Genomic DNA, 1,729 nt, shown 5'->3' on the forward strand with positions numbered 1-1,729 from the left:
GGGCGACTTCGTTTTTGAGGTCGTCGATCAGGGTGGTGCCGCTGTTGTGGGCGTGGGCGGTGAGGATGACGAAGGCGACGATGCCTTGGCCGGTGGTGGGGTCGGTGGCGCCGACGACGGCGGCTTCGGCGACGGTGTGGTGGCCGACGAGGGCGGATTCGACTTCGGCGGTGGAGATTCGGTGGCCGGAGACGTTCATGACGTCGTCGACGCGGCCGAGGATCCACAGATCGCCGCCGGTGTCGAGTTTGGCGCCGTCACCGGCGAAGTACCAGCCTTGTTCGGCGAAGCGTTCCCAGTAGGTGGCTTTGTAGCGTTCGGCGTCGCCCCAGATGCCGCGCAGCATCGATGGCCAGGGTTGGTCGAGCACGAGGTAGCCGTTGGCTTCGGTGTCGCCGCGTCCGACCGGTTTGCCTTCTTCGTCGACGACTCGGGCGGAGATGCCGGGTAGTGGGGTCATGGCGGCGCCGGGTTTGGTGGCGGTGACGCCGGGCAGGGGGGAGATCATGATGGCGCCGGTCTCGGTTTGCCACCAGGTGTCGACGATGGGAGTGCGGCCGGCGCCGATGACCTCGCGGTACCAGCGCCATGCTTCGGGGTTGATGGGTTCGCCGACCGAGCCGAGTAGCCGCAGTGAGGACAGGTCGTGGGCGGCGGGGATGTGTCTGCCCCATTTCATGAAGGTGCGGATGAGGGTGGGGGCGGTGTAGTAGATGGTGACGCCGTATTTTTCGATGATCTCGAAGTGGCGGTGTTCGGTGGGGGAGTTGGGGGTGCCTTCGTAGAGGATTTGGGTGGTGCGGTTGGCGAGGGGGCCGTAGACGATGTAGCTGTGGCCGGTGACCCAGCCGATGTCGGCGGTGCACCAGTAGATGTCGTGTCCGGGTTTGTGGTCGAAGACGGTGTGGTGGGTGTAGGCGGTTTGGGTGAGGTAGCCGCCGGTGGTGTGCAGGATGCCTTTGGGTTTTCCGGTGGTGCCGGAGGTGTAGAGGATGAACAGGGGGTGTTCGGCGTCGAAGGGTTGGGCTTCGTGCTGAGGGGAGGCGGTGGTGACGGTGTCGTGCCACCACAGGTCGCGGCCGTCGGTCCAGGGGACTTCGATGCCGGTGCGGCGCACCACCAGCACGTGCTCCACGCTGGAGGGGGTGTCGCCGTGGGCGTGGAGGGCTTCGTCGACGGCTTCTTTCAGGGGGGCGGGTTTGCCGCGGCGCCACTGTCCGTCGGTGGTGATGACCAGGCGGGCGGCGGCGTCGTCGACGCGTTGGCGTAGCGCGGTGGGGGAGAATCCGGCGAAGACCACGGAATGGGTGAGGCCGAGGCGGGCGCAGGCGAGCATGGAGACGATGGCTTCGGGGACCATCGGCATGTAGATCGCGACCCGGTCCCCGGCCACCAAACCGAGTTCGGTGAGGGCGTTGGCGGCCCGGCAGACCTCGTCCCGCAGCTGTTCGTAGGTGATGGCGCGGGAGTCGCCGGGTTCGCCTTCCCAGTGGATGGCGACCTGGTCGCCGTGTCCGTCCAGGACGTGGCGGTCCACGCAGTTGTAGGCGACGTTGAGCTTGCCGCCGACGAACCACTTCGCCACCGGCGCGTCGCTCCAGTCCAGCACCTGGGTGAACGGTTCATGCCAGTGCAGCCGCCCGGCCTGCTCGGCCCAGAACGCGTCGCGGTCGGCCGTCGCCCGCTGGTAGAGCCCGGCGTCGGCGTTCGCCTGGGCGGCGAACTCCGC

The 1,729-nt window shown here is 67.7% G+C and carries 1 protein-coding gene; it reads right to left on the minus strand.

Going from position 1 to position 1,729, the window contains the following annotated elements:
* On the minus strand, positions 1-1,729 hold a 1,729-nt coding region (gene acs, locus ON29_RS02505), incomplete at both ends, for an acetate--CoA ligase (RefSeq protein ID WP_040864493.1).

The sequence above is a fragment of the Nocardia exalbida NBRC 100660 genome (genome assembly GCF_000308575.1).
GTDB lineage: Bacteria > Actinomycetota > Actinomycetes > Mycobacteriales > Mycobacteriaceae > Nocardia > Nocardia exalbida.